Below are 22066 nucleotides of genomic sequence, written 5' to 3' on the forward strand. Positions count from 1 at the left end.
AAGCCGCACTCTTTATAAGTGCGGCTAATTAAGTGCTGCTAACAAGTGCGGCCTACTTTCGCGGATAGCGTACGGCGTGCTTAAAACAGCACGCGGCGGCCTTTGATGCAATCGCGACACACGGGCTCGCCTTGCAATGAACCTAATACTTCCGGCGCACTGCGTTTGCCACAACAGCTGCATTCGTGAAACGACTTTAGCCGAATAGCGATAGTCTCTTCCACCAACGTTAATAGCTGCTCTAGGCTGCCATTATGCGGCTCAATAACACCTTGTGAGCTGGGCTTGGCCGTATGAATATCGTGATGGCGCCATTGAATGGCCGGTAAAAACACCTCAACTTTATCGTGCTGAAAAGCCACTATGACCAGCGTGGGCTCGCCAATAAATAACGTTTGCGCTCCCTGTATCGGGTAGGGCAGCTGGCTTTTGAGATGCTGGCGCCAGGCTTCCAAATTTTGCGGCAATGGCATCGCCAACAATAGGGCGTCCAACAACTTGGATGGCATAAAATCCTCTCTTGGGCGAAGTGAGGCGGCGATGAACGCCGCCTGTTATGCGTCATACGTTATGCGTGATACGCCGTTAAATTAAACGCTGTACGCGATACGCCGACCGTTAAAAATAGGCAGCGTTTATCTTTCACGTACGGCGCATAACGTACAGCGTGACGCGGCCCTTCGGGCTAAGGGCGTACCAAGTAATCCGCTTGGCCTATCCACTTATAACTGGTTAGCTCTTCCAGCCCCATAGGGCCCCGGGCGTGCAATTTTTGGGTAGATACGGCCACTTCGGCACCTAAGCCAAACTGGGCGCCGTCGGTAAAGCGCGTGGAGGCATTCACGTATACGGCAGCAGAGGGCGCACCATTAATAAAGCGCTCGGCGTTTACCATACTATTGGTAAGAATGGCGTCCGAATGGCTGGCATTGTGGCGGCGTAAATGAGCCAAGGCCACATCTACGTTAGGCACTAATTTAACGCCCAGCGTTAAACCTAACCACTCGGTGTCAAAGTCACCGTCCACGGCTACCCGAACTTTGGCAGGGCCATCTTTTAATAAGGCTAACGCAGCCGCATCGGCGACCAATTCTACGCCTTTTTCGGCCATGCGCGCACTCAAACTTGGCAAGAAATCACTTGCCACCGCTTCATGCACTAACAGGGTATCTATGGTGTTGCAGACACTGGGGCGCTGGGTTTTAGCGTTATCAATCACCTCAATGGCACGCACCAAATCGGCACTATCGTCCACAAACATATGGCCGATGCCAAAGCCGCCAATGATCACCGGTATGGTAGCTTGCTCCTTACACAATTTGTGTAAGTTAGCGCCGCCACGGGGGATGATCATATCCACGTATTCATCTAGTTTCAGTAGGCCACTGACCCACTCGCGGCCCGGCTCACTGATGTATTGCACTGCAGCTGCAGGCAATTGGCTTGCGGTTAACGCTTGCTGGATAACTTTCACCAACTCTTGGTTGGTATGAAAAGTTTCACGCCCGCCACGCAAGATGCTGGCGTTGCCAGTTTTTAGGCATAAAGCGGCGATGTCGATGGTCACGTTAGGACGAGCTTCATAGATCACGCCCACCACGCCTAGTGGTACACGGCGCCGCGATAAGCGCATACCGTTTTCGAGCACGCGGCTGTCTAACTCAGAGCCTACTGGATCGGGCAGAGACACCACATTACGCACGTCACTGGCAATGGCACTAATGCGCTCAGGATTAAGCATTAAGCGGTCCAACATGGCTTCACCTATGCCGCTTTCGCGCGCCGCGTTTAAGTCTTGCTCATTGGCCACTAGTATTTGTGGCGCCGCGGCTTCTAGGGCATCGGCCATCACTAACAAGGCCTGATTTTTAGTACGCGTTGAGCTGTCAGCCAACACATAAGCGGCGTCACGAGCCTCCTGCCCCATCTGTTCCAAATTCATACTTACTCCTAACCGGTCAACATTTATAAGCGTGCTTGCTGTCTGTGCTTACCACAGCACTTATGCCTGGGCTTACAAGAGCACTAAGTCATCTCTGTGGATGGCCACAGTACCGTGGCCATAGCCTAACAAAGACTCAATTTGCTCTGAGTGTTGGCCTTTAATTTGATTAAGCTCTAGGGCGTCGTAGCGGCAAATGCCGCGAGCTAACTCGCGCCCTTCTGGATTAACGATACGCACAGCTTCACCGCGGCGAAACCGGCCTTCAATGCGCACTATGCCCTTAGGCAATAGGCTAGAGCCTTTTTCGCGCACTGCTTTAACAGCACCCGCATCGATGTGAATTTCACCGTGCGGCGGTGGGCCCGCCAAGATCCAGCGTTTACGGCTTTCAAGCGGCGTGGCGAGTGCAGGGAAACGCGTACCAATGCGATCACCATTAGCCAAGCGGCCAATCACTTCCGGCACTTGACCGGTCGCAATCACCACATCAATGCCGGCGCGGCGTGCCACATCGGCGGCTTGTAATTTGGTTGCCATGCCGCCCGTGCCCAAACCGCCAATGCTGCCACCGGCTAATTTGCGCAAGGTGTCATCTATGGTTTGTACTTCTTCGATCAGTTGAGCTTTGGGGTCGTTACGCGGATCGGCGGTAAACAGGCCTTTTTGATCCGTGAGCAACACCAGTAAGTCGGCGTCAGCTAAAATAGCAGCGCGGGCTGATAAGTTATCGTTATCGCCCACTTTAATTTCGTTGGTGGCCACGGCGTCGTTTTCGTTGATCACCGGAATAATACGGTGAGCAAGTAAGGCACGCAGCGTATCGCGCGCATTTAAGTAACGCTCTCGGTCTTCAAGATCGGCACGGGTCAGCAAAATTTGCCCCACATGTACGCCGTAGAGGTTAAACAGCGACTGCCAGGTTTGAATGAGTTGGGTTTGACCCACGGCGGCCAGCATTTGCTTGTTGGCCATGGTGTTGGCCAACTCCGGAAAGCCCAAATGCTCGCGACCGGCGGCAATGGCGGCCGAGGTGACCACAATAATATGATGGCCAGCTCTGTGTAGACTGGCACATTGGCGCACCAGTTCTACCATGTGCGCCCGATCTAAACAGCGGGTGCCACCGGTAAGAACACTGGTGCCTAATTTTACAACTATGGTTTTGCCTTTCATGGAACGCCCAACGGCTCCTTACTAACAGCAATGCCGGCAAGTGTGCCGGCAACATAATAAACTAAGACGCATCCAGGCAAATCAAGCAGGTTTAGCGCTTAACGCTAAACCTGCATTCGCTTAGGCGGGGCTTAACAAGTGATCTTTACCCTGTTCTTCAGACGGCCGTACACTCAGTGCTAAACCATCCATGCAGACACCGAGTTTATCGTAAAAATCACGCAAGGTGCGCGTAACTTCCGCTTGATGTGTTTTGGGAATCGGCTTTAGCAGCCATTCGCCCTTAGCATTGTAAAACCCCAGCTGATAATGGAACTCAAACTGTTCTCCGTCTTTGGTATCCAGTGTTAACCACCAGCCCCAAAACTCCCTTACCTCAGGCTCGGCTTTCGCGCTCATGCAGACTGATAAACAGTCGAAAAAATACTGCGTTTCGCAGGATTTTAGCTCGCGCAAGTAAGGACCCATGGCGGTAAACACCCGCACTAATTTACGATGAGAAACCTTATCTATAGACATGCCACCTCCTTGTTAACATATCTATATGTAACGCTTTTTTAGTTGGGGGTAAAGACCGCTGACGATGGTTGCAGGAAAAAACATCGAAATATTAACAGGCTGTGACACAACACAGTCAACTGGGCGGCCTTATGAATACGTAAGCCACAAAAAAGGCTCCCTCAAGGAGCCCTTTTTATGCGCAAGGTTAAGCTTGTGGCTTAATCTTGAGCGTTATTCATACTTATTCTTGGTCGTGCTTAGTCTTGATCGCAAAGAGGAGTAGAGAACACTACGCCCATGTCCCAAGGCTGTTCAATCCACGTATCTTGAGTTACGCGCACTTCAAAATCGTCAACCAGTGGCTCGCCTTGGGGCTTGGCGAACACGGTAATAAACTTAGCTTTAGGATACATTTCACGGATCACACGAGCGGTATTGCCGGTATCAACCAAGTCGTCAACGATTAAAAATCCTTCACCGTCGCCTTGTACTTGCTTAAGCACTTGCAAATCTGAACGCTGCTGATTGTGGTCGTAGCTGGCGATGCACAGCGTATCCACGTGGCGGATGCCGAGTTCGCGCGCCAAAATAGCGGCGGGCACTAAACCACCACGGGTTACCGCGATAATGCCTTTCCATTGGCTGGCTGGGAGCTGGCGTGCTGCTAATTTACGCGTTTCGCGCTGAAAAGAGTCCCAAGTAACGACGAATTTGTTGGACATAAAAAGAACCTTTGGCTGTGAGCTTCGAGATAAAATGGTCACCGCTGCTAGATTGACGCTTAAAACAAGCCTTAGCGACCCGCTTTTGCCAGACAATGAGCAAACAATGGTCGCATTATAGAGATCCCGCCCATTCTTGACCAGAGCTACAGTTTTTATTAACCGAACTTTATTGTTTAAATTCGCAAAATGCCTCTAAAATGAAAGAGTAAGTCGATTTGCTCCCATCGCTAGAAAAATCTTGCATCTTCAAAGCATTAAGCAGTCCGCCATAACTGCTGTGGATAGCCAAGCTCCAAACTGTGGCGAAGCTGGTTAGTTTTAGAGCCAAACCTAAAGCTAAATTCCAAACCGTGCTGAATAAATTTGCACCTACAAGGTCAAAACCCAGCGCTAAGACAGTGGCGAAGGAGTCTTGAATCTTTAAGAGCCTGTTACGACAACATCCACGTTAGTTCCGCAGCATTACTTAAGTAATCCGGCATAACAGGTGTGGATGCATAACGCTCCGGAGCCAACACTGCTAAGCCATATGGTCGAATACTTCCACATCAGTTACGCAAGATCACTTAGTCACTCTCCACTTTTTCCATAAATACGAGCGATAACACCGTAGAAAGGCATCACAAACGCTGCCCTTCGGGTGCGGCTAAACGCCTTTTTCTCTTTGTTGAGAGATACTTACTTAGAATGACTAAGCTACTCACCTCTCATCGCGATAAAACGCGTTTAACTCGAACAAAATTTAACCGCGAAAGGTCAACAGACCCTAACCATTTGGCAAATTTGCAGGGCAAGCGTTAAGCTAGCAGCTCGGTTATGGCTTCTTCAATCAGGTAGGTATTGATGTCCTCTTCTATTCGCACCCTTTCGCCGGGCTTGTTGTGGCAATTTTTCGACACCATTTGCAGCATTCCTCATCCCTCGGGTCATGAAGCGGCCTTGCGTCAATGGATAACCGACTGGGCACAAACCCAAGGGTTAACTGTGATACAAGACACCATAGGCAACCTGATCATTCGAAAGTCCGCCACTGCGGGCATGGAAAGTCGCAAAGGCGTGATTTTGCAGGCGCACATGGACATGGTGCCCCAAGCCAATGCAGATGTTGAGCATGACTTTACCAAGGATCCCATTCAGCCTTATATTGACGGCGATTGGGTGCGCGCCCGTGGCACCACGCTCGGCGCCGATAATGGCATTGGTTTGGCGGCGTGTTTGGCGATATTGGCCGATAACAAAGTGCAACACGGGCCCTTAGAAGTGCTGCTCACGGTCGATGAAGAAAGTGGCATGACCGGTGCTTTTGGTTTAGCGCCGGGCTTGTTGCAAGGCGAGATCTTACTTAATACCGACTCCGAGCAAGACGGTGATGTGTATATGGGCTGCGCCGGTGGTGTGGATGCCAATATAACCCTGCACTATCAGGCAGAAGAAGTGCCGGCCAGCCATCAAGCGATGCGCTTAAGCATTACTGGCCTGCGCGGTGGGCATTCCGGCATTAATATTCATCAAAACCGAGCCAGTGCCAATAAACTGTTGGCTGAGCTATTGGTCGAGACAGAAAAGCTGGAGCAGGTGCGGCTGTCAGAAGTTAGCGGCGGCACGCTGCGCAATGCCATCGCTCGGGAAGCAGCGGCCCTGTTTACGCTGCCGAGCTCCTCGCTCGACGCCTTAACGCAACTGGTCGAACGCTTGCAGCTGGCTTATCAGGAAGAGTATAAAGGCGTGGATGATTTTATCTGCCTTGAACTCAAACCAGCTGGGCTTCCAACGCGCATCATGAGCATTGATTTGCAGCGTCGCTTAAGTGCCGCTCTACTGGCCTGCCCCCATGGGGTGATGGCCATGAGCCGCCATATGGACGGTGTGGTACAAAGCTCCACTAACTTAGGCGTGATAGATACCAAAGCAGAGCACATTTATGTGCAATGTTTAATTCGCTCTTTAAGTGATGCGGGCCGCGATAAAGTGGCCGCCACCACGGCGGCGGTGTTTCGCTTAGCCGGTGCCGACTGCCAGTTTGCAGGGGCGTACCCAGGCTGGCAGCCTGATCCGGACTCGGCCATTATGCAGTTGTTGCTGCAATCTCATCAGCAGCTGTTTGGGGTGGTGCCCGAGGTAAAAGTGATACACGCGGGGCTGGAATGCGGCTTGTTTAAAGCCATTTATCCGCACTGGGATATGGTGTCGTTTGGCCCAACTATTCAAGGCGCTCACTCCCCCGCCGAGCGAGTACACATAGATGCAGTGGCGCGTTTTTGGCAACTGCTGGTCAGTGTGCTTAAGCTTATTCCTGAAACTAAGTTGTAAGTTATAAAAAGCGCCCAGCGCCCGGCCCCAAGCGCCGAGTAAGAAAAAACTTACACCTCGCATTCCGTTGCTGCGCATAGGAACGAGAAATAGCGAAACACCACAGGGTCTTTAATTAGCTGGGCGCCGGATGCTCGGCGCTGTAGTAAGGACCATAAGTTAAGTGCGTCATGCTGCGTCTTCGACTGTGACGGGCTTGTGTATCTGTCACGGTTTTTAGCTTATGCTTTGGTCACTAATGGTGAACAATTTTCTCTGTAAGTTTGCTCACTTTTTCTTGTTATCGATTTAACTTATTTTTCAAACTCATAGACAGAGGTTTTGCCATGACACGCATCTGGATTAAAAAAGCGCCGCTGTGTTTAGCGCTAACGCTGTTCGCGCTGCCGGCCATGGCCGACAATATTTTTAGCGGTGTGGTTAATTTCGGGCGGGAAATACTGGATGAAACCCGAAAGTTAGCACCCGGCATTCAAAATGACCGCCGCAATGAAACGCCCAAAGACGCGCGAGCGGCATTAGATGATGGCCGTGATCGCCCCGCTATCGAAAGCCCCAGCGCCAATCGTTCTAATATAGAGTTAGCGCCGCCGGTAAATGGTCAGCCCACCGGCTCTAACCTGAACTACACCTATGGCGAAAGCCAGCGCTCAGCTAATCCACAAGGCTATAACTCGAATGCAGGCTCCACCAACACAAATGACAGCTATGGTTCCGACCAAGGCTACAACCAAGACGCGAATCAAGGGCAGCAACAGCAAGCTCCCCAGTCCAACTTTGGCTGGCAAGAAGAAAGTAATTTATAACACCTAGCTTTACGCTGTAGGCCGTACGCTATACACAAAGAGCAAAACTGGGCCTCTGAACAATATAGAGAGTACATAGCGTAAGCTGCTGTTCTGCCCTAAATTTAAAAGCCCCGAACTGCATACAACTCGGGGCTTTTTTATGCCCTACCCACGCGAGAAGGGTCGACGCTCAGCGACTAGTCGCAGTTGTAGCTGGATTTAGCAGCTGAAGCAGCCACTACGGAGCTTGTTTAGCGCTGTATATCTTTTGGTATTATTGGTCGCCAAGTTTTATATCAAAGTGCGGGGTTTATGTTGAACGTACGGCGCAAAACGTAAGGCGTAAGGCTTTGTTAATCAGCATAAACTAGCGCCTAAATTTGACTTATGGCGATTAACAGCTAGCAATTAGCAGTTCTTTATCAGTTAATAAGCTGTTAGGGTAATAACTCATCTCTAAAAAATCATGCACAAAAACGCATTGATACGAATTCACTCATACAATAAGGAGCGAACATGAAAACCACCTCAGTTGCCCTGTTTCTTGCATTAAGCGCCGGCTATTTAGGCGCCGCTAATGCCGAGTCTCTTAGCAGTCATGCCGCTAAGGCTAACAAAGAAGCCATCAGCAGTAATGAAAAACGACTTGAAAGCGATAAAACCAGCCGTACGGCTGTGGTAACCAAGAAACAAGACTAGCGTTAACGGTCAGTCGATAGAAAAACCTTACTCTGTGCTTGGCTTATCGTTACGCTGTTATAAAAAACCTTCCAGCTATGCTGGCCTGCCGAAGTCCTCTTTACCAAAGAGACGGGCAGCTACAAATTCAAAGCCACTTTCTTGACGATCGGCGCTGTGTTCATCACCAATCAAAACTTAGCTGCTGGCGCTCAACGTCGCTCGCCTCTTGCGGTTCATGATCTAACTCTACGCTGATGCCCACTAAGCGTACGTCTCGCCCCTGTGCTCGTTGCCACACTTCAATACATAACTGCTCGGCCAATGCAGCATCTAAAAGATGAGTGCGCCGCGACAAGGTAGTTTGGGTAAAATCCGCAAACTTGAGCTTCAGACATAAGCCCTTAATGGCACGGTTGTTGAGCCGTCTCACCAGCTCTGGCCACAGTTCGGCTAGCACGGTTAACCCTTGCTCTGGCTGCTGAATATCTTCCAGCAGTGTGGTTTCTACGCCCACGGATTTTCTAATGCGGTGCGGCTGCACTTCCCGTTCATCTATGCCCTGCCCCCGTTGCCATAACAGAGCGCCAAATTTACCAAAGCGCCGCACCAGCTCAGCTTCACCAAAATCCAATAGTTGATGGCAATGGGTTAAGCCCAGTGCGTTTAGCTTTTCGGCCGTTTTTGCGCCCACACCTGGGATCTTAGTTAGCGGTAACTGATGCACAAAATCTGCCACCTTAGATGGCGGCAATACAAATAAGCCGTCGGGCTTATTTTCATCGGAAGCGATTTTGGCTAAGAATTTATTGGGCGCTACCCCCGCCGAGGCAGTGAGCTGCAGCTCTTGAAAAATAGTGGTACGAATATGCTCGGCAATGCGGGTGGCACTGCCGGCAAACCAAGGGCTGTCGGTCACATCAAGATAGGCTTCGTCTAATGACAACGGCTCAACCAAGTCGGTGTAGCGCTGAAAGATGTCACGCAGTTGCAAAGACACAGCTTTGTAACTGGCCATATTACCGGGCACTAACAATAAGTGTGGGCAACGTTGCAAGGCTTGATGGCTAGACATAGCCGAGTGAATACCAAAGGCGCGGGCAGGATAATTACAGGTGGCAATCACGCCACGGCGATGGGCAAGGCCACCGATGGCCATGGGAATATCGCGCCACTCAGGACGAGCACGCATTTCCACTGCCGCATAGAAGCAGTCCATATCCACATGAATGATTTTACGCATGGGTAACAGACGGTGATGAGTGAGGTGTAAAGGGTGAAGAGTAAAACACCGCCTTGATTAGCCGGCGGCGTTTAATTTTAGTTTAGAGCTTATCAGCTACGCTTTGCTCGTCCCCTTCACTCTTTACACTTTACCCTTCACAGACCTCAAATAATTCGATTTTCTTCGAGCATCTGGCGCTTGGCTTCTGCTTTGGCGATTTTTTTCTGGCGGGATTCGCACGGGTCGTCGCAGTCACAGGCTTTATCTATGCCCACACTGCCCAAGCCGCCGCAAGAGCCGGCGATGGTCTTGCGTTGCAGAATATAGCCAATGGCCATGGCGAAAAAGACCAAGCCAAACGCCGCAAAGGTTATCAGAAAATACAGCATATCAACCTCTTAAGTACTTTTTGAAAGCACTGGTCATATCTACTCTAAAGCCATCGTCCGTTTTGGTTAGCAGATACACAGCAAGCTTATGTTGTTCGGCAAAGGCAAGAGCGCGCTCGGGCCCCATCACCGTTAATGCCGTAGCAAGTCCATCAGCAATCATACAGGAGGGATGAATTACTGTCACGGATGCCAAGTTATGGGTAATAGGGTGACCGGTGTTGGGATCTATGGTGTGCGATAAGCGCACGCCATCCAGCTCGTAATAATTACGATAATCCCCCGAGGTAGCCACGCTGTTATTACCCGGCAGCACCACTTGCTGCACTAATTCGTCACTGCGAGCATCATCGTTATGAGGTTTTTCAACCGCGATAGCCCAAGGCTTATTATGGCCGTTATGACCGCTTAACCGCACTTCGCCGCCAATTTCGACCAGGTGATTACTGATGCCCTGCTCGCTCAAATACTCAGACACAGCGTCCACGCCAAACCCTTTGGCAATCGACGATAAATCTACGTACAGCTCAGGAATGGCTTTGTATAAATACTGGCCCTCAACGTCGTAGGCAACGCGCAAGTGTTGCAGCCCAGTGTACGCAATAGTGTCGTCTAACTGCTGCTGAGTCGGCACTTGCACCGGTCTTTCATCTGGGCCAAACCCCCACAAGTTGACCAGTGGACCTACCGTCACATCCAGGGTGTGTTCGGTTTGGCGACCTAACTGCAGCGCCGCGGTTACTACTTTGGCGGTATCTGCTGATACGGCAAAGGGGCCTGAGCTTGTCGACTGATTAAAGCGGCTCAGTTCAGAGTCGGCCAGATAGGTAGACATTTGCTGGTTAACCAAGTCTAAGCGTTGGTCAATACCGGTTTGTAAGCGCTGAGTCTCGTCTTTATCGACGCCCAACACTTTAATGGAGTAGTAGGTACCCATGGTATTGCCGGTCAGGTGTTGCTCGGCATTCGCGGTGGGTACTGAGAGTTCGGCCGGCTTACAGGCGACCAATAAAAAGGCCAGCCCCATTGGGGCCAGCCATTTAGTTACATAAGAGCTCATTTAGATCTCATCATCTTGTATTTGAACAAGAGAGGTTAAGCAGCTGTGCTTCACAGCCGCTTAACCGGCTTTTTAACCGACTGTGTTACCGCCAGTTTAGCCACCTGTTTAACCGCCAAAGTCATCCAACATAATGTTGTCTTCTTCTACGCCCAAGTCTTTGAGCATATTGATCACGGCGGCGTTCATCACCGGTGGTCCACACATGTAGTACTCACAATCTTCCGGCGCTTCGTGATCCTTCAGATAGTTGTCATATAGCACGTTGTGGATAAAGCCAGTGTAACCGTCCCACTCATCTTCAGGTGTAGAGTCACTTAAGGCTACATGCCACTGGAAGTTATCGTGGTCTGCTGCCAAGCCATCAAAATCTTCTACATAGAACATTTCGCGACGTGAGCGTGCACCGTACCAGAAGCTGATCTTACGCTTAGAATCCAAGCGCTTGAGCTGGTCAAAGATGTGCGAACGCATCGGCGCCATACCGGCACCACCGCCCACAAACACCATTTCTGCATCTGTGTCTTTAGCGAAGAACTCACCAAAAGGACCAGAAATAGTCGTGGTGTCACCAGCCTTAAGCGACCAGATGTACGAAGACATAATGCCCGGAGGCGCGTCCCAGTTACGGGGCGGCGGCGTGGCAATACGCACGTTCAACAAGATCATGCCTTCTTCTTCTGGGTAGTTAGCCATCGAGTAAGCGCGGATAGTTTCCTCGTCTACTTTAGACTCCAGTTCGAAGATCTTAAACTTGTCCCAGTCTTCACGGTACTTTTCTGGTACATCAAAGTCTTTGTACTTAACGTGATGCGGCGGCGCTTCAATTTGAATATAACCACCGGCACGGAAAGGTACACTTTCGCCGTTCGGGATCTTCAGCTTCAATTCTTTAATGAAGGTCGCTTTGCTGTCGTTAGACAAGACTTCGCAATCCCATTTCTTGATGCCAAACACTTCTTCCGGCAGTTCAATTTTCATATCTTGCTTGACGTTCACCTGGCAAGCCAAGCGCTCGCCGTGGCGTGCTTCGCCTTTAGAGATATGATCAAGCTCAGTGGGCAGTATTTCACCGCCGCCGTCCAAGATGCGTACCCGACACTGACCGCAAGTACCGCCGCCGCCACACGCAGACGAGACGAAGATACCGCTATTGGCCAAGGCACCCAGCAATTTACCGCCGGCACCTGTGGTGATCGCCTTATCGGGATCATCGTTGATGCTGATGATCACATCCCCTTCCGCAACCAGCTTGGACTTAGCAAACAGGATAATGCTTACTAGGACCAGCACAATCACGGTGAACATGACCACGCCTAGAATGATTTCCATCGTTTATTCCTTTTCTATCACCGGATTACAGGGATATGCCAGAGAAAGACATGAAGCCAATTGCCATCAGGCCGGCAGAGATAAAGGTAATCCCCAAGCCACGCAGCCCTTCAGGCACATCTGAATACTTCATCTTCTCGCGTATACCGGCTAACAATACAATTGCCAGCATCCAGCCTACACCTGAGCCAAAGCCGTAAACGATGGACTCGGCAAAGTTATAATCGCGCTGTACCATGAACGACACACCACCGAAGATGGCGCAGTTTACTGCGATCAACGGCAAGAAGATGCCCAAGGCGTTATAGAGTGCCGGGAAGAACTTATCTAACAACATTTCCAATATTTGAACCAGTGCTGCAATAACACCGATAAAGGTAATGAAGTTCAAGAAGCTCAAGTCAATGCCATCAACCAAGGCGCCGTCTTTCAGCACATAGTTGTAAACCAAGTTATTGACCGGTACTGCTAAGGTCAATACCACGACTACCGCTACGCCCAAACCAAACGAGGTTTTTACCTTTTTCGATACTGCCAAAAAGGTACACATGCCGAGGAAGAAGGCCAATGCCATGTTTTCGATGAAAATGGCACGAACAAACAAACTAATAAAATGTTCCATGCTTACTCCTTCGCCTCAACCTGATCGGGACGCATGGTACGCAGTACCCAGATAATGCCGCCGATAATAAAGAAAGCACTTGGGGGTAACAGCATTAAACCGTTCGCCTGGTACCAACCACCATTCTTAACCAATGGCAGGATTTCGATGCCAAACCAAGTACCAGAGCCAAACAGCTCACGGAGGGTAGCAACGATCAGCAAGATCAGGCCATAACCCATGCCGTTACCGATACCGTCATAAAACGACATCAAAGGCGGGCTCTTCATGGCATAAGCTTCGGCACGACCCATCACGATACAGTTGGTAATAATCAAACCAACGAATACCGACAACTGCTTAGAGATGTCATAGGCGTACGCTTTGAGGATCTGATCCACCACTATTACCAAAGAGGCAATAATCGCCATCTGCGCGATAATTCGCACCGAGTTTGGGATCTGATTACGCACCAATGAAATAAACAGGTTAGAGAACGCGATAACCGCAATCACCGCCAGCGACATCACGAACGCAGTTTTCATTTGTGCTGTAACCGCCAAGGCCGAGCAAATGCCCAGTACCTGAAGCGTAATGGGGTTATTGCCGATTATAGGTCCAAAAAGAACCTTTTTAACTTCTGCTTTATCAGCCATTGTTGAGCTCTCCTTTTTGTACCTTAGTCAGGAAAGGACCAAAGCCCTTGTCGCCTAACCAGAAATCAAAGGTATGCTGCACACCGTTAGAGGTTAAGGTAGCACCAGACAAACCATCAACACTCGAAGGAGTACCGGCAGGCGCACCGCCTTTCACGACTTTAATCGCGGGCTTACCATTTTCGTCATACAGCTTCTTACCCACAAACTGAGCACGCCAGCTAGGGTTTTCCACTTCACCACCCAAACCTGGGGTTTCGCCCTGATCGTAGTAAGTGATGCCTTTAATGGTATTGCCATCGGGTGCGACTGCAACGAAGGCGTACATGGTGGACCACAGGCCCTGACCATGCATGGGCAGAATAATACTGTCCAAGTTACCGTCTTCGTCTTTGGCCAAGTACACAGGCACCAAGTCAGCACGACGACGAATACCACCTGGGTCTTCGCTCGGGACTAGCTTGATACTGGTGCCGTTTTCTTTGGCAGCGGCGCGTTGGTCGTAACCTTCAGCCGACTTATCAGAAAACTCGCCTTTTTTGATATCCCACAACCGAGCATCTATGTGTTTTACATAGTTTTCCGCCACGTTTTCACGGCCAAAGCCGGCGACTTGTACTATGTTAGTTTGCACGTCCAGCGCTTTGTTAAGTTCTTGGGTAGGCTTGAGCAATACAGCCGCGCCAGATACCACCACAGAACACACCAAACACAAGACGATAATGACAGTAAATGTTCTGCCAACAGATTCTTTCTTAGCCACGAGCCAGTCTCCGTTTGATATTCGCTTGCACCACCATGTGGTCAAACAAGGGAGCGAACAGGTTGGCGAACAAAATAGCCAGCATCATACCTTCAGGGAAGGCGGGGTTAACCACGCGGATCAGCACTACCATCACGCCGATCAATGCGCCGTACCACCATTTACCTTTATTGGTAAAAGAAGCCGATACCGGATCCGTCGCCATAAACATCATACCGAACGCGAAGCCGCCCACGACCAGATGCCAATACCAAGGCATGCTGAACATGGCGTTGGTGTCGGAGCCGATCACGTTAAACAGCGCAGACATGGCAATCATGCCTAGCATCACGCCCGCCACTATCCGCCATGAGGCAAAGCCCATATAGACGATGAAGCCGCCACCCAGCAAAATAGCCAGCGTCGACACTTCACCAATCGAGCCTTGCATATGACCGAGAAAGGCCTGCGTCCAGCTAATAGCACTGTTGGTATTTACGTCCATCAAGGCCGCAGCACCACCTGCAGACCACTGACCGAGTGCAGTTGCACCCGAAAAGCCGTCTACGGCAGTCCACACTGTGTCACCTGAAATTTCTGCCGGATAGGCGAAAAATAGGAAAGCACGGCCGGCTAGCGCTGGGTTCAAGAAGTTCTTACCGGTGCCACCAAAGATTTCTTTGGCTACTACCACACCGAAAGTGATACCTAGTGCTGCTTGCCATAAAGGCAAAGTGGCGGGAACGATTAAGGCGAACAGCACTGAAGTCACGAAGAAGCCTTCGTTTACTTCGTGCTTGCGCACGCTGGCAAAAATTACTTCCCAAAAGCCACCGACCAAGAACACGGTCGCATAAATAGGCAGGAAGTAAGTGGCGCCCAACAGCAACTTGCTGCCCCAGCCTGCGCCTTCACCTAAGGTTGCCCCTAGGGTTTGCGCAAGGCTATAACGCCAATTGCCATCTATAATGCCGGCTAGATCTGCTGGGCTATGCATGTTCATCAGGGCTGCAATGGTTTGCCCACCTGAGTTATACATACCAAAGAACATGGCTGGGAAGGTAGCTAACCAAACCATGATCATGATGCGCTTCAGATCGATACTGTCGCGCACATGAGAGGAGTTGCGCGTAACCATACCTGGGGTATAGAGCACGGTGGCGACCGCTTCATACAGGGCGTAAAACTTTTCGTATTTTCCACCCGGCTCGAAATGGTGTTCAACCTTTTCCAGAGTGTGTTTTAAGCTCATTACTTAACCCTCTAGCTCAATTGTGGTCAGACACTTGCGCAGCGCGAGTCCATAATCGTATTTGCCTGGACACACATAGGTACAGAGCGCCAGATCTTCTTCATCCAACTCTAAGCAGCCTAAGGTGATGGCACCGTCGGTGTCGTTAGACAATAAATCACGCAGCAACAGGGTCGGTAAAATATCCAGCGGCATAATGCGCTCGTAGTTACCGATTGGCACCATAGCCCGCGCTGAACCATTAGTGGTGGTGGTCAGGTCAAACAGCTTACCTTTCGTCAGATGACTCAAGTAAGCACGGGTGACGGAGAACTTATTGGCACCTGGCGCTAACCAGCCAAACAGTTCTTTTTCACGGCCTTCGGCGATGACAGACACCTGCAGATGGTAACGACCCAAGTAAGCATGAGGACCATTCGCGGCGGTACCGTAGAGCACTGAGCCGGAAATAACGCGGTTCTCACCTTCTTGCAGCTCGCCGGCAGTCAGTGTTTCTAATGAAGCACCGATGCGGGTACGCACCAAGCGAGGTTTTTGCACCACGGGACCCGCCAAGGCAATCACGCGATCGGTAAACAACTCACCTGTGGTGAACAATTTGCCAACGGCAATCACGTCTTGGTAATTAATAGCCCACACCACTTTGCCCGGAACGATAGGGTCAATATAGTGAATGTGCGTGCCTGGTAAACCGGCAGGATGCAAGCCCGTGAACACATGCTCTTTGATGGTAGCAGCTTGTGCTTGCGGCAGGTTGCCCTCGCCTTTACACACGTTTACTTGACCATCGGTTAAGCGGCTTAATACTAATAGACCATCGGTAAAGGCTTGCGCATTTTCTTTGATGATCAGTTCAGCATTGGCGCTCAATGGATTGGTATCCATGGCCGTCACGAAGATAGAGCTCGGCACTGTGCCCACAGCAGGTACTTTGCTGAAAGGGCGAGTACGCAGTGCCGTCCACATACCAGACTCAACCAGCTGCTCGCGAACGGTATCGCGTTCTAATGTGGCGAGTTCTGCTGAAGCATATTTTGAAAACGTAATCTGATCTTCACTGTCATCAACGGCAATCACTACAGATTGCAGTACACGCTTAGCGCCACGGTTAATTTCAACCACGGTGCCGGCGGCGGGAGCTGTGAATTTAACGCCAGGATTCTTCTTATCTTCGAAGATAATCTGACCTTTTTTAACACGATCCTCTACCTTGACGTACATGGTAGGGCGCATGCCCACAAACTCTTCACCCAGCGTTGCAACTCGCTTGATGGCAGGACCATCGTAGATTACTTGCTCTGGTGCCCCGGTAATCGGGAGGTCCAGTCCTTTTTTTATTGTAATCATACTCACTTGCACTACTTGTTAGAGGAAGACAGGTACTTGCCATGCCAGGCATGACAACATGCTGATGAGTCGCTACCGGTCTGTCCACTATCATGTCATCAACAGCCTGACCACAGTCCGGTAACATCCAGCCCGAAATTAAGGGCGCATAATGTTAGCATTTTTCGCACACTGGCTGCCATGGCAATTACCAAAATTTAGTGCCTCTTTGCATAAAGCTAAGTGCGCTATCCAAAAGTAAGACCCAAATTAGGTAATGATATTCAGTGCGTGATGAGACTGGAGGCATTTTGCACGAGAGTGGACACTCACTAATGGTAGCTCTCGTCAATAAGGGCGACGGTGAGTTAGCTCGATACGCCTCCTTGTCCGCGACAAGGCGGGCTCTGAGGAACCGCTTCCCGCGCTTGCCATTCGGCGGGAGTGAGAGTGTGCAAAGCCAAGGCATGCACGCCTTCATTAAGCTCATCAGCGAGCAGTTGGTTTAGCATGCGATGGCGGGCCAATAGGCGTTTATCGCTAAACTGCTCACTGACGACGATCACTTTAAAATGGGTTTCTGAGCCGGGCTGCACGCGGTGCATATAACTTTCATTAATCACTTCTAGATACTCAGGCGCCAAGGCCGTTTGCACTTTTTGCTCAATTTGAGCCTGTATCGACATGATTAACTCCCAGATGAGTGTCAATAAGTTAAAACCGCGCTTACCAACGCCGACTGTCAAGCCAGATGACGACTATGTTCAGACCATACAACAACTATTTTAGGCAAGGCGATTATTCAACCAACCAGCGAAATGTTAAATTGATACGCGGGCCTGAGCAGGCGGCCATTTTTGGTAAGGCGTGCTGCCAATGATGCTGCATTTCGCCGGCCATCACCAGCAAACTTCCATGATTTAATAGCAGTTCTCTTTGTTCTCTACTATGACGCCCTGCTTTAGGCCTTAACTTATGCCTAAGCTTAAAACGCCGCGTAGCACCTAAGCTCACCGACGCAACCGTGGGATTGATACCCAGCTCAGGCTCATCGTCTGCATGCCAGCCCATACTGTCTTGGCCGTCACGATACCAATTAAGCAGCACACCATTAAAGGGCTGCTCGCAGATAGCGCTCACTCGTTGGCAGATCTCTCGCACCACTGGGTGCCAAGGTGCGGGCATCCGAGTCTGACCCGAATAGCGATAGGGCAGATCGCCCATCCAACAAGACAGTCTGGGCTCATTAAGCTCACGCCCAAACATGCGCAGTGTATGTTGCTGCCACGGAATATCGCTTTTTTTGAGCTGGGCAAACCAAACATCGGCTTCGGCTGCAAAGGCATTCGGCCACCATAATAGCCGCCCGTGCACTAATGGCAACCAAGCTGGCGGGACATTATTTACCTCTCTTGCAGGCTCAGTGTTTACCCCTCTGGCAGGCTCGATGAGTAGCGGCATGCTGCTTTTCCTCTGTTAACTGTTAAAATGATTTTTTTCCTTTGGGCCTAACTTGTATGAATCATCATTTTCCCCTCCCTGGGGGTGGCGAGCTGTCGTTACTCCGTTACCCTCGTAAAGCCCAAGACAAGCTTCAAGCCTGGGAAGCGGCGGATGAATACCTGATCAACGAGCTCGCCGCACTTGAGCTGGATGCCAGCACTCGAGTGCTGATTTTAAATGACGGCTTTGGTGCCCTGACCTTAGCGCTGCATAAATATCAGCCTTATAGCCTGACTGACTCGCGCATTAGCGAGCTGGCCTGCATCGAAAACGCCCATGACAATCAGCTGCCAGAAACCTGGCAAACGCTGTCTAGTCTGGCGTCTTGGCCTTCGGAAGATGACTCGCCGCAAGTGGTGCTGATTAAATTACCTAAAAATAATGCCATGCTCGAATATCAACTGGCTCAATTGAGCCAAATTGTCAGCCCACAAACGCGCGTTATCGCGGCGGGCAAGGCAAAAGATGTACGCAGCTCTACACTGGCATTATTTGAGCGCTATTTAGGCCCCACTAAAACCAGCTTAGCGTGGAAGAAAGCGCGACTGATATTTTGCACCCCCGACCCTAAACTTAAAGCCGCTGCCCTGCCCCAGCCATTGGCTTGGCCCTTAGATGGCACCGACTTTACCCTTTATAACCACGCCAACGTGTTCGCGCGCAACAGCTTAGATATTGCCGCTCGCCTGTTTTTAGAAAATCTGCCTAAAGAGCAAAGCGGTCATATTATCGACTTAGGTTGCGGCAATGGCGTCTTGGGCTTAATGGCACTGGTGCATAACCCTGAGGCCGAGGTTACCTTTACCGATGAGTCTTATATGGCCATCGCCAGCGCACGCTACAATGTGCGCCATAACCTACCGCAAGCGGAAACTCGCGCTCATTTTTCGGTCAATAATTGTCTCGATGGCGTGGCCTCCGACAGTATTGATATTATTTTGTGTAACCCCCCATTTCACCAGCAACAGGCCATTACCGACCATATTGCCTGGGAAATGTTTGTGGATGCTAAGCGTGTGCTGCGCTCCGGCGGCGAGCTATGGGTGGTGGGCAATCGCCATCTTGATTATCATCACAAACTGATCCGATTATTTGGCAACCAGACCGTGGTGGCATCTAATCCTAAATTCGTTATTCTCAAAGCCATTCAACCCAGTTAAGGATTCATTATGAAAGCAATTAAATGGTTAATGACCGGCGTATTGGCGCTCAGCCTCACGGCCTGTGCCAGCTATTATCCGGTTGCCGTGGATGTGCAACCCACCGTTGATGCCAAAGGCGGCGTATATCGCGGCCAAGCGATCAGCTTAAGCAGCCAAGATAAGCGTAAGAACGACTACATCATTCAGATTGAGCAAAATAATAAAGCACCTGTGGTGGTTGGCGCCAGTAACAATATTAAGGTGCAAATGGAGCAAGCGCTCGCCCAAGGTTTCAGCAACCAAGGCGCGTTTATTGAACAAGGCTCTCCAACCCAAATCCAGCTGGAATTAGAAGAAGTATTGGCCCGCGTGATCCGTGGTCACATCAGCTATGACGTGGTGCAGCAGTTGCGCATGCAATTGGTGTTAAAGCGTGATGGTCGCACTATTACTAAGCAGTATCGTCGCAGTGCCCAAGCCGAGTTTCCGGGTCGCTTGCACCCTGAGCTAGATAAAGTGAAAGACGCCGTTAACGAACAATTAACGTTAATGCTCAAAGACATGCTAAACGATCGTGACGTGCAGCAATTTATTGGAGCTCAATAATGAAGTCGGTAATGTTATTTGCTGCAAGCTTGCTGGCAGCTACTTCTGCATGGGCAGGTCCCAAGGTCGAATTAGTGACCAATATGGGCACCATGCAGGTGGAGTTAAACGAAGCGGCCGCTCCGGCGACCGTGGCCAACTTTTTACGCTACGTGGATGATGGCAGTTATGAAGGCAGTATCTTTCATCGCTTGATCCCAGGCTTTATGGTGCAAGGCGGCGGCTTTGATACCAATTATCAGCCGCTCCCAACTTACAGCCCTGTGGTGAATGAGTCGAACAATGGCCTGAAAAACGTCACCGGCAGCATTGCCATGGCGCGCACCCAAGATCCCAATAGTGCGACTCGCCAGTTCTACATCAACTTTAACGATAACCACTCCCTTAATGGCGGCCGCGCCGCCGGTTATACGGTGTTTGGTCAGGTAACCTTGGGCGAAGAAGTGTTAGAGAAAATGGCCAAAGTGCCCACCGGCATGAACTTAACCATGCGCGCTCGTGATGTGCCTAAGCAAGATATCGTCTTGCAAAGCGTGCGTCGCTTAGACCCAGACGCCGTGGAGTCAGGCAGCAAGCCCTCTCAGGCTTACGCCACCGCACCTGCTGCATCAGTAGTCAAAAAGTAAACTTATGACGCCAATTAACAGCTACACCAAATCCAGCTGGGCTCAGCAACTCGCGATCTATACAGAGCGCCGTGTGCTGACCTTGTTGGCACTGGGCTTTTCTTCCGGCTTACCGATACTGCTGGTGTTTGGCACGCTGTCATTTTGGTTACGCGAAGCCGGTGTGAGTCGTACTAGCATTGGTTTTTTTAGCTGGGTGGCCTTGGCGTACGGCATAAAAGTACTGTGGGCGCCCTTGGTGGACCGGTTTCGACTGCCCCTTCTGGCGCGCCTGATGGGTCGACGACGTAGCTGGATGCTGCTGTCACAGCTTATTATTATGGTCGCATTGGCGGGCATGGCTTACTCAGATCCGCAAACCCAGCTGGTGCAGTTAGCGCTGTTTGCCTTAGCCGTGGCTTTGGCTTCGGCGACCCAAGATATTGTGATTGATGCCTATCGCATAGAAGCAGCACCGGTGCGTTTACAAGGCGCACTGGCCGCCGCTTATATGATGGGTTATCGCTTAGGCATGATCATGGCCGGCGCCGGCGCTTTAGCCGTGGCCGCATGGGCAGGCTCTGACTTAGGCTATGATCCTCTGGGCTGGCAAACCGCGTATCTGTGCATGGCCGGCTTTATGCTAGTGGGCGTGCTCACTTGCCTGTTATTACATGAGCCAGACGTGGACTTGCACAACCAAGCCAGCAGCCAAGCTTTGCATCGTGAGCAATTAATCGCGGCGGGCCGTTCACCGCGCGCCGCCAGTGCATTGTCGTTTATGTACAGCGCTTTGGTGGCGCCCTTTCTCGACTTCTTTACCCGCTTTGGTAAGCAAGCGCTAATTATTTTGGCGCTGATTGCCTGCTATCGGATATCGGATGTGGTGATGGGGGTGATGGCTAATCCGTTTTACGTGGACATGGGCTTTAGTAAGTCACAAATTGCCACCGTGACTAAAGTCTATGGCGTAATAATGACGCTGGTGGGTGCGGCTTTGGGTGGGGTATTAGTCAGCCGCTTTGGCACTGCACGCATTCTGATGTTGGGCGCCGTATTAGCGGCCACCACCAACTTAATGTTTGCGCTGATGACCCAATTTGGCCCCAATGTGCAGCTGTTAACGGTAATTATCTCGCTGGATAACCTCAGTGCCGGTATTGCCACCGCGGCTTTTATTACTTATTTGTCTAGCCTGACCAATGTGGCGTTTTCTGCCACTCAGTATGCGCTGTTCAGCTCCATTATGATGTTGTTCCCTAAATTTTTGGCCGGCTTTTCCGGCGTGGCGGTGGATACATTTGGTTATGCACCCTTCTTTATCGCCACCGCCGTGATTGGCCTGCCGGTATTATGGCTGATCTGGCAAGTGCACAACACAGCACCCCGCGCCGAGCACCAAGCTAAAGACAGTGTTGAATTGTAAATGTTGAATGTTGAATGAAAAAAAACACCAGCCCAAATTGAGCTGGTGTTTTTTTTAGGATCGAATTTATTCGACCGCTTT

General features: G+C 50.6%; 23 protein-coding genes. 7 read left to right on the forward strand and 16 right to left on the reverse strand.

What is annotated here, in order from left to right; translation table 11 throughout:
- Nucleotides 1–80: 80 nt before the first annotated feature.
- The 5 genes from R0134_RS10965 to gpt all read right to left on the reverse strand — a co-directional run bounded on the left by R0134_RS10965 (nucleotide 81) and on the right by gpt (nucleotide 4341).
- Entirely contained in the window at nucleotides 81–509 is a 429-nt protein-coding gene (locus tag R0134_RS10965) for a hypothetical protein (protein ID WP_319781954.1), read from the reverse strand.
- 176 nt (nucleotides 510–685) lie between these two features.
- Nucleotides 686–1942, reverse strand: a complete 1257-nt coding sequence (locus R0134_RS10970) for a glutamate-5-semialdehyde dehydrogenase (RefSeq protein WP_319781955.1) — start codon at nucleotides 1940–1942, stop codon at nucleotides 686–688.
- A gap of 72 nt (nucleotides 1943–2014) precedes the next feature.
- Complete coding sequence (proB, locus tag R0134_RS10975; RefSeq protein WP_319781956.1) at nucleotides 2015–3118, reverse strand: glutamate 5-kinase; 1104 nt, start codon at nucleotides 3116–3118, stop codon at nucleotides 2015–2017.
- Nucleotides 3119–3238: 120 nt separating this feature from the next.
- Nucleotides 3239–3637 carry a sigma factor-binding protein Crl gene (crl, locus tag R0134_RS10980; RefSeq protein ID WP_319781957.1) on the reverse strand — a complete coding sequence of 133 codons (399 nt, stop codon included), beginning with the start codon at nucleotides 3635–3637 and terminating at the stop codon, nucleotides 3239–3241.
- Nucleotides 3638–3876: 239 nt separating this feature from the next.
- A complete protein-coding gene (gene gpt / locus R0134_RS10985; RefSeq protein ID WP_319781958.1) occupies nucleotides 3877–4341 on the reverse strand; it encodes a xanthine phosphoribosyltransferase in 465 nt (154 codons plus the stop codon).
- Nucleotides 4342–5187: 846 nt separating this feature from the next.
- Here gpt and R0134_RS10990 point away from each other — a divergent pair.
- From R0134_RS10990 to R0134_RS11000, 3 genes are all read left to right on the forward strand, one after another.
- Nucleotides 5188–6654: an aminoacyl-histidine dipeptidase gene (locus R0134_RS10990; RefSeq protein ID WP_319781960.1), complete on the forward strand. Its 1467-nt coding sequence runs from the start codon at nucleotides 5188–5190 to the stop codon at nucleotides 6652–6654.
- 326 nt (nucleotides 6655–6980) lie between these two features.
- Nucleotides 6981–7460, forward strand: coding sequence for a hypothetical protein (locus tag R0134_RS10995; RefSeq protein ID WP_319781962.1), 480 nt, complete (start codon nucleotides 6981–6983; stop codon nucleotides 7458–7460).
- A gap of 498 nt (nucleotides 7461–7958) precedes the next feature.
- Complete coding sequence (locus R0134_RS11000) at nucleotides 7959–8141, forward strand: hypothetical protein (protein ID WP_319781963.1); 183 nt, start codon at nucleotides 7959–7961, stop codon at nucleotides 8139–8141.
- A 163-nt stretch (nucleotides 8142–8304) separates the two neighbouring features.
- On the opposite strand, the gene dinB is transcribed toward R0134_RS11000, so the two are convergent.
- From dinB to R0134_RS11055, 11 genes are all read right to left on the reverse strand, one after another.
- Complete coding sequence (gene dinB, locus R0134_RS11005) at nucleotides 8305–9363, reverse strand: DNA polymerase IV (protein WP_319781965.1); 1059 nt, start codon at nucleotides 9361–9363, stop codon at nucleotides 8305–8307.
- A gap of 146 nt (nucleotides 9364–9509) precedes the next feature.
- Nucleotides 9510–9734: a (Na+)-NQR maturation NqrM gene (nqrM, locus tag R0134_RS11010; RefSeq protein WP_319781966.1), complete on the reverse strand. Its 225-nt coding sequence runs from the start codon at nucleotides 9732–9734 to the stop codon at nucleotides 9510–9512.
- A 1-nt stretch (nucleotide 9735) separates the two neighbouring features.
- Entirely contained in the window at nucleotides 9736–10794 is a 1059-nt protein-coding gene (locus R0134_RS11015) for an FAD:protein FMN transferase (RefSeq protein ID WP_319781967.1), read from the reverse strand.
- Nucleotides 10795–10902: 108 nt separating this feature from the next.
- Nucleotides 10903–12126, reverse strand: a complete 1224-nt coding sequence (nqrF, locus tag R0134_RS11020) for an NADH:ubiquinone reductase (Na(+)-transporting) subunit F (RefSeq protein WP_087037577.1) — start codon at nucleotides 12124–12126, stop codon at nucleotides 10903–10905.
- 25 nt (nucleotides 12127–12151) lie between these two features.
- Complete coding sequence (gene nqrE / locus R0134_RS11025) at nucleotides 12152–12748, reverse strand: NADH:ubiquinone reductase (Na(+)-transporting) subunit E (protein ID WP_087037575.1); 597 nt, start codon at nucleotides 12746–12748, stop codon at nucleotides 12152–12154.
- Nucleotides 12749–12750: 2 nt separating this feature from the next.
- Nucleotides 12751–13383, reverse strand: a complete 633-nt coding sequence (locus R0134_RS11030) for an NADH:ubiquinone reductase (Na(+)-transporting) subunit D (RefSeq protein WP_319781969.1) — start codon at nucleotides 13381–13383, stop codon at nucleotides 12751–12753.
- Nucleotides 13376–14146: a Na(+)-translocating NADH-quinone reductase subunit C gene (locus R0134_RS11035; RefSeq protein WP_319781970.1), complete on the reverse strand. Its 771-nt coding sequence runs from the start codon at nucleotides 14144–14146 to the stop codon at nucleotides 13376–13378. Before R0134_RS11035 ends, R0134_RS11030 begins: the two co-directional genes overlap by 8 nt.
- Nucleotides 14139–15377, reverse strand: a complete 1239-nt coding sequence (locus R0134_RS11040; protein ID WP_319781971.1) for an NADH:ubiquinone reductase (Na(+)-transporting) subunit B — start codon at nucleotides 15375–15377, stop codon at nucleotides 14139–14141. Before R0134_RS11040 ends, R0134_RS11035 begins: the two co-directional genes overlap by 8 nt.
- Before the next feature lie 3 nt (nucleotides 15378–15380).
- Nucleotides 15381–16724, reverse strand: a complete 1344-nt coding sequence (locus tag R0134_RS11045) for a Na(+)-translocating NADH-quinone reductase subunit A (protein WP_319781972.1) — start codon at nucleotides 16722–16724, stop codon at nucleotides 15381–15383.
- Nucleotides 16725–17071: 347 nt separating this feature from the next.
- Entirely contained in the window at nucleotides 17072–17389 is a 318-nt protein-coding gene (locus R0134_RS11050) for a BolA family protein (protein WP_319781973.1), read from the reverse strand.
- A 112-nt stretch (nucleotides 17390–17501) separates the two neighbouring features.
- Nucleotides 17502–18164, reverse strand: a complete 663-nt coding sequence (locus R0134_RS11055) for an alpha-ketoglutarate-dependent dioxygenase AlkB (RefSeq protein ID WP_319781975.1) — start codon at nucleotides 18162–18164, stop codon at nucleotides 17502–17504.
- Nucleotides 18165–18220: 56 nt separating this feature from the next.
- Between R0134_RS11055 and R0134_RS11060 the strand changes: the two genes are divergently transcribed.
- From R0134_RS11060 to R0134_RS11075, 4 genes are read left to right on the forward strand one after another with little or no spacing between them, the layout of a single operon-like run.
- The gene (locus R0134_RS11060; RefSeq protein WP_319781976.1) at nucleotides 18221–19366 is read left to right on the forward strand and encodes a methyltransferase; all 1146 of its coding nucleotides are present in this window, start codon (nucleotides 18221–18223) and stop codon (nucleotides 19364–19366) included.
- 9 nt (nucleotides 19367–19375) lie between these two features.
- Nucleotides 19376–19954 (forward strand): YajG family lipoprotein, encoded by a 579-nt coding sequence (locus R0134_RS11065; protein ID WP_319781977.1) that lies wholly within the window; start codon nucleotides 19376–19378, stop codon nucleotides 19952–19954.
- A complete protein-coding gene (locus tag R0134_RS11070) occupies nucleotides 19954–20580 on the forward strand; it encodes a peptidylprolyl isomerase (protein ID WP_319781979.1) in 627 nt (208 codons plus the stop codon). Before R0134_RS11065 ends, R0134_RS11070 begins: the two co-directional genes overlap by 1 nt.
- A gap of 4 nt (nucleotides 20581–20584) precedes the next feature.
- Nucleotides 20585–21985, forward strand: coding sequence for an AmpG family muropeptide MFS transporter (locus tag R0134_RS11075; protein WP_319781980.1), 1401 nt, complete (start codon nucleotides 20585–20587; stop codon nucleotides 21983–21985).
- The last annotated feature ends 81 nt before the right edge of the window (nucleotides 21986–22066 follow it).

The organism is Oceanisphaera sp. IT1-181 (genome assembly GCF_033807535.1).
Lineage (GTDB): Bacteria > Pseudomonadota > Gammaproteobacteria > Enterobacterales > Aeromonadaceae > Oceanimonas.